Here is a 6,146-nt window from a genome sequence, read left to right as displayed (position 1 = left end):
CAATTTCAATAAGCCTACTAGATACGTTTCTTTAAATTGTACTTTACCTGCTATAGCAAATGCATCACACCCGGGTTATTTCTATCTTACTAACATCGATGGTGAAAATAAACAAGGTTTTTCCGAAATTTACCTTTATGTATTACTACTTTTTTCTGTCGGTGTCCGTCATAATTATTGTCGGATACCGACAATTTAAGAAAAGCGCAAGCGCCCTCTCTAGCCCCGACATGCGTTGGAGAAAGGCTCACAGTGTGCTTACCACACGAAGAGCCTTTCGAAACGTCACGAGGAGCTCGCGCTGGAGCTAGACACTCTTTAAACTAGAAAAGTTTTATACTTTCTTATCTTTTGAAAAAGCCCGCTACCAATAAGGTAATGGGCTTGTACTTATTTAAATGTAAGATTAATAACAGCTTCTTGTTAGCTTAGATTCCCTCTTGTTCTCCACAGTTGTAGTTGTGAAAAACTTTACGTATTTTTTATGTGCAAAATAAAAAAAGAGCGATTTGCTGATGTTTCTTTATAAGTTCAAATTGAAAGGAGAAATTTTTATGCCAGGTGGCGTTCTTAAACGTGGTAAAACTCGGTACTACTATTTTGATATGGGCATAGTAGGTGGTAAACGTAAGAAACATGAAGCACCAGCTGAAGGAGCACAGACAAAAGCGGAGGCAGAAGCAGTATTACGTCGAAAGATTAGTGAATATAAAAATGCAGGCTCGGTATATAAATCTTCGGAAATGACAGTACACGACTTTTTAATGTTTTAGCAAAAGGAATACGTAGCTCTTCGATGCGGAGAAAATACGCAATATAACTATGAAAGCACTATTCGCCTGCATATCCTACCTAACATCGGTAAGTACAAACTTAAATCTTTAACGCCCCACGTGTTACAGCAACTGATTAACAGTAAAGTGCGTGAGGGACTAGCTCGCTAAACAGTGCGTATTATATATGGAATCTTAAATCAATCATTAAGGCACGCAGTTTCCTCTTACAAATACATCAATGAAAACCCTATGCAGTATGTAGAAATTATAATGGATGATAATAAAAGGCAAACAAAAGAGGATTTAAAAATACAGTCTGCTAAAAATCTTAGCAAAATCAATGCTGCACTTGGTCCTGAATACCTATTTTATTTACCTTTCCATATCGGTTTACATTGTGGGATACGTGTAGGTGAAGTGTGTGATCTAGCATAGAAACATATAAATTTTAACGACAAGACTATCAAGATTGAATAGCAAATGATAGCAATAAAAACGGGGCAAAAAGAAATATGAGTGGAAAGTCAGACTACCGAAAACAACTTCTGGTTATCCAACAATACCATTTGGTAATAATCTATTAAATATTTTAAAAGCGGCAAAGAAACAGAAAACAACTACTCAATTGGGATAAAGTAAACATAACCAGAAAGATCCTAATCATGATTTTGTATGTAAAAATGGATAAAAACGACTCGGTCATAGCCGCGCAGCCATCACTGAAAATCGTTATGTATATCTAACAGAAAAATGGTGAGGAGTGCCGCCGACGTATTTTACTCCACCGCATGGAAATTATAAAAATTTCAATGCGGTGGTACATTGGTGGCAATCCCCATCCAAACTGTTATTTTTTAATTATAACAAAGCCATCTAAACGTTGATATAACTGGATTACTTCGTATCATCCATCTTCAATACAGCCATAAATGCCTCTTGCGGAACTTCAACCGATCCGACTTGCTTCATGCGTTTTTTACCGGCTTTTTGCTTTTCAAGTAATTTACGTTTACGCGAAATGTCACCGCCGTAACATTTTGCTAATACGTTTTTACCAATTGATTTAATTGTTGAGCGAGCAATAATTTTTTGACCGATCGCTGCTTGCACTGGTACCTCGAATTGTTGACGAGGGATTAGTTCTTTTAATTTTTCTACGATGACTTTCCCACGCTCGTATGCGAAGTCGCGGTGCACGATGAAGCTGAGTGCATCGACTGTTTCACCATTTAGTAAAATATCCATCTTCACAAGCTTCGATGGCTTGTAGCCGATTAATTCGTAATCAAATGACGCATAGCCCTTTGTATTTGATTTTAGATAATCGAAGAAATCATAGACGATTTCTGCTAATGGCATTTCATATTGAATGCTCACACGTGTTGTATCAATATAATCCATACCAATGAAGTTCCCGCGCTTCAGCTGGCAAAGCTCCATAACCGCTCCAACATAATCGTTTGGCACCATAATGATTGCTTTTACATAAGGCTCTTCAATACGATCAATCTTTTGTGGATCTGGCATCATCGAAGGGTTATCGATTTTAATCGAACTACCATCTGTCATATGCACCTCGTAAATTACCGATGGCGCTGTTGTAATTAAGTCAATATTAAACTCACGCTCGATACGCTCTTGGATAATTTCCATGTGTAATAAGCCTAAGAAACCACAGCGGAAACCAAAGCCTAGCGCTTGAGACGTTTCTGGCTCGTATTGTAGTGCCGAGTCATTTAACTCTAGCTTTTCTAATGCTTCACGTAAATCGTTGTACTTCGCTGTATCGATTGGATATAAACCGCAGTATACCATTGGGTTTAATTTACGATAACCTGGTAGCGGCTCTGTAGCTGGCTTTACGGCAGAAGTCACTGTATCCCCCACACGTGTATCGGCTACGTTTTTAATCGATGCGGTTAAGTATCCTACGTCCCCAACGGTTAACTCTTTTTGCGGCGTCGCTTTTGGTGTGTGGATCCCCACTTCGATTACTTCAAACTCAGCACCTGTTGCCATCATTTTAATTTTATCACCAGGTTTTACTGTACCGTTCATAATACGAATCGAAATAATAACCCCTTTATACGCATCGTACACAGAGTCGAAAATCAGCGCTTGTAGTGGCTCATCCGGGTCTCCAGTTGGCGCAGGTACTTTTTCTACGATTTGCTCTAAAATATCTTCAATGCCGATACCAGCTTTGGCAGAGGCAAGCACAGCTTCAGATGCATCGAGTCCAATGACATCTTCAATTTCTTGGCGAACACGGTCTGGATCGGCTGCTGGTAAGTCGATTTTGTTAATGACCGGTAAAATTTCAAGGTCATTATCAAGCGCTAAGTAAACGTTCGCTAATGTTTGCGCTTCAATGCCTTGTGCAGCGTCAACAACTAAAATAGCCCCTTCACAAGCAGCTAATGAACGCGATACTTCATACGTAAAATCGACGTGTCCTGGTGTGTCGATTAAGTGGAACGTATAAGTTTCCCCGTCTTTTGCCGTATAGTTTAGTTGTACAGCATTTAATTTAATCGTGATTCCACGTTCACGCTCTAAGTCCATGGAATCGAGCAGTTGCGATTTCATTTCACGTTGTGTAACGGATTTTGTTGATTCTAAAATACGGTCAGCTAAAGTTGACTTCCCGTGGTCAATATGCGCAATAATAGAGAAATTACGGATATTCTCTTGACGCTTTAAACGTTCTTCTCGGTTCATGTATTTGTTCCACTCCTATATCAATTCCGCCTCGGCTAAGATGTCTACGTACATGGTGCAACACGCTAGACTGATTACCAAAGGCGCCCTCTTCATTCAGCAAGTACTTAAACTCACCAAAAGAGCTAAAAGGCTCTACGTTTCACTGCTGTCTCAGTGAACATTTGGCTGAACGAATTTAAACTATACTGAATTATAGCAATGAAAACCCCATTTTAGCAATGTTGGAGTGTACAAAACATGTACGAATTTCTATATTTTGAAAGCATTTTCTGTGCTCGTAGACAAAATTACTCACTAGTTAGTAATTTTCCTACGGCTTCCGTCAAGACATCCAGTGTTTGTGTTAATTCTTGCTCCGTATTGTCGATGCCACCTAACTCGACTAAAATCATTTCTTTCGCTAAATCTTGATTGTATACACCATCTACCCCTTCGCCCTCTTTCTTCATTACACCGCGTGAAATCCCTGGCATCAGTTCATTTAAATGGGCGTGCAACTTTTCAGATTGTGATAAATTCCAACGATAATTTTCATGTTCCATCCCGACAACAAACGCTACTTTGGCATAACTCGTATCCCCATTGACTAACGTTGTGCCCTTTTTCCCTACTGAATCTCGATGAAAATCAATGACTAAATCATACGGCTCCGTTGCAATCGCCTTTTCAATAAACGGACGCGCTGTGTGATAAGCTTGCGCAATTTTCTTGCCTTGCGCTAAATTTTCTGCCATTAAGTCGACTTCTAAACTTTTCGCCTCAATGCCTTGCGCTAAAAAATACTGCTCCATTTGTTGACGGAGTGAAAAAATATTAAATTGTTCATCATAATTGGCTTCCGTGCCACTGTTTGCTTTCACAATTGGCTTATAAGATTCATGGGAGTGTGTAAATACTAGTAAAATACGTTTATCTGTCGGGGTAGTAGCTAGATTAGGGCTAGGACTCGGATTCGTAGATGCATACACAAGCTTTTGTTCCTTTTGTACTGGGGCTGATAGATGTTCATTATTCGGGAATGGCAATTGCCCAATAATGATGGGCATTAAAAATAGCAACGACAGAAATAGTATAAATCCTTTTATATTATTCATAGCACCATCTCCTCCCCCTATCCTATGGAGAAGATGATGCGTTTAGAACGATTTTTTACGTCGCTTTAATCCATCTAAATAAACTATTGCTTGCGAGCAAAGCGTAGTGTGTCAACCAAATATCGCATTCTTTCGGCGTGACAATGAGACGCTCTCGACTATGAAAAACTTCTTGCAATAATTGCACACGATCTGCTTTCGTCCAAGTGGACCATTCCCCAAAAATAGGTTTTACTAGTTCATAATCGATTGGGGTAGAAGCACTTGGTTGCCATGATGTGACAGATAATTTACTAGAAGGGGCATTTTTTTCTGCAATCTTCCCCGCAATTGTACGAAATACCGTATCAATCGCATCCGCTAATAATACGGTCGCCTCCACCACAGTTGGAATACCGATTGCCGTGACAGGCACCCCGAGCGATTCCTTTGAAATTTCTGCTCGTTCATTCCCTACACCTGAGCCTGGGTGAATCCCTGTGTCTGTTATTTGGATTGTTCGGCATAGTCGTTCGCTTGAGCGAGTCGCTAATGCATCAATGACGATGACGAGCGCCGGATTGATTTTATTGACAAGTGCTTCGACAAACTCCTTCGTTTCGAATCCTGATTGTCCTGTGACACCAGGTGCATACATAATAAATTGTTCATTACGTTCTTCTTCAAATTGCCTTTGCATCGCATCGATGGCAAATGGTCCGATGGCGTCTGGTGTAATTGTTTTATTGCCAAGACCAATCACTAAAACTCGATCTTGTTTACCGATTTTTAGCGGTTCATGTAGAGATTTTAAATGTTTTGACAGCACTTTTTCGAGTTGCTGTAAGCCGTCTGTATCATCTACTGTCAAAGAAGGAATTGATAATGTGATATATGTTCCCACTTTTTTATCGATTTGCTTACTGCCTTCCTCGTTTACTGTTACCCTCGTCACTTTTACGCGTTGCTCATCCCATTCTTCTAAAATAACACCCGCTGTTTCCTCGAGTGTACGCTTGTTTTTCTGGGTTTGATGGGCAACGACTTGCTCAGATTCATCGATTAAATCGGTTCTACTCCAGTTGATTTCTGTCATGTTCTCACCTCAAATTTTAGTATGTTCTAACTGTCAAGTAAATATTCTTTGCATTTATGTGTTGCAATTCTCGTTGTCGTTTGGTAGAATGATTTTTGTTGTATTGACACATGAAATAAGTGAGAAAATACTCATCTCGTACCTATAATTAGGAGGTGAAAGTTATGCCAAACATTAAATCTGCTATCAAACGCGTTAAAGTTGCTGCTAAAGCAAACGAAGCAAACTCTCAAGCGAAGTCTGCTATGCGTACAACTGTGAAGAAAGCTGAACTAGCAATCGCTGCTGGTGCTGACAACGCACAAGAATTAGTAGTTGCTGCTTCTAAAGCTCTTGATAAAGCTGTTTCTAAAGGTCTTATCCACAAAAACGCAGCTTCTCGTAAAAAATCACGTTTAGCTAAAAAAGCTTAATAGTGAAGCTTAAGGTCGGAATGCATTTGCATCCGGCCTTTTTACATGCAAAAAAGCCTACAGA

General features: G+C 39.7%; 7 protein-coding genes and 1 pseudogene. 5 read left to right on the top strand and 3 right to left on the bottom strand.

All coding sequences use genetic code 11. The features are described 5' to 3' along the window. From AC3II9_RS13135 to AC3II9_RS13120, 4 genes and pseudogenes are all read left to right on the top strand, one after another. Positions 1–199, top strand: a 199-nt coding sequence (locus tag AC3II9_RS13135) for a hypothetical protein (RefSeq protein WP_489156086.1), incomplete at its 5' end; no start/stop codon positions are given. A 355-nt stretch (positions 200–554) separates the two neighbouring features. Then, positions 555–773, top strand: coding sequence for a hypothetical protein (locus tag AC3II9_RS13130; RefSeq protein WP_489156084.1), 219 nt, complete (start codon positions 555–557; stop codon positions 771–773). Between the two features lie 27 nt (positions 774–800). After that, positions 801–944: pseudogene (locus tag AC3II9_RS13125) on the top strand (tyrosine-type recombinase/integrase); the annotation flags it as partial. A gap of 102 nt (positions 945–1,046) precedes the next feature. Then, positions 1,047–1,211 carry a hypothetical protein gene (locus tag AC3II9_RS13120; RefSeq protein WP_489156083.1) on the top strand — a complete coding sequence of 55 codons (165 nt, stop codon included), beginning with the start codon at positions 1,047–1,049 and terminating at the stop codon, positions 1,209–1,211. A 459-nt stretch (positions 1,212–1,670) separates the two neighbouring features. Here the strand turns inward: AC3II9_RS13120 and lepA are convergent, their stop codons facing one another. The 3 genes from lepA to gpr form a co-directional block, all read right to left on the bottom strand. Further along, a complete protein-coding gene (gene lepA, locus AC3II9_RS13115) occupies positions 1,671–3,497 on the bottom strand; it encodes a translation elongation factor 4 (protein WP_489156081.1) in 1,827 nt (608 codons plus the stop codon). Between the two features lie 290 nt (positions 3,498–3,787). After that, complete coding sequence (gene spoIIP, locus AC3II9_RS13110) at positions 3,788–4,594, bottom strand: stage II sporulation protein P (protein ID WP_489156079.1); 807 nt, start codon at positions 4,592–4,594, stop codon at positions 3,788–3,790. Between the two features lie 55 nt (positions 4,595–4,649). Beyond that, positions 4,650–5,669 carry a GPR endopeptidase gene (gene gpr, locus AC3II9_RS13105; RefSeq protein WP_489156077.1) on the bottom strand — a complete coding sequence of 340 codons (1,020 nt, stop codon included), beginning with the start codon at positions 5,667–5,669 and terminating at the stop codon, positions 4,650–4,652. Positions 5,670–5,833: 164 nt separating this feature from the next. Here gpr and rpsT point away from each other — a divergent pair, with 164 nt between their 5' ends. Then, positions 5,834–6,082: a 30S ribosomal protein S20 gene (gene rpsT / locus AC3II9_RS13100; RefSeq protein WP_391372348.1), complete on the top strand. Its 249-nt coding sequence runs from the start codon at positions 5,834–5,836 to the stop codon at positions 6,080–6,082. The last annotated feature ends 64 nt before the right edge of the window (positions 6,083–6,146 follow it).

The organism is Lysinibacillus sp. RU7, assembly GCF_057837305.1.
The sequence above is the reverse complement of the archived record's forward strand: the minus strand, read 5'-3'. Positions and strand labels throughout refer to the sequence as shown.

Excerpts from the sequence above, each read along its gene's own strand:
- AC3II9_RS13120 (WP_489156083.1), top strand. The coding sequence starts at position 1,047 with ATGGATGATAATAAAAGGCAAACAAAAGAGGATTTAAAAATACAGTCT.
- AC3II9_RS13130 (WP_489156084.1), top strand. The coding sequence starts at position 555 with ATGCCAGGTGGCGTTCTTAAACGTGGTAAAACTCGGTACTACTATTTT.
- gpr (WP_489156077.1), bottom strand. The coding sequence starts at position 5,669 with ATGACAGAAATCAACTGGAGTAGAACCGATTTAATCGATGAATCTGAG.
- spoIIP (WP_489156079.1), bottom strand. The coding sequence starts at position 4,594 with ATGAATAATATAAAAGGATTTATACTATTTCTGTCGTTGCTATTTTTA.
- rpsT (WP_391372348.1), top strand. The coding sequence starts at position 5,834 with ATGCCAAACATTAAATCTGCTATCAAACGCGTTAAAGTTGCTGCTAAA.
- lepA (WP_489156081.1), bottom strand. The coding sequence starts at position 3,497 with ATGAACCGAGAAGAACGTTTAAAGCGTCAAGAGAATATCCGTAATTTC.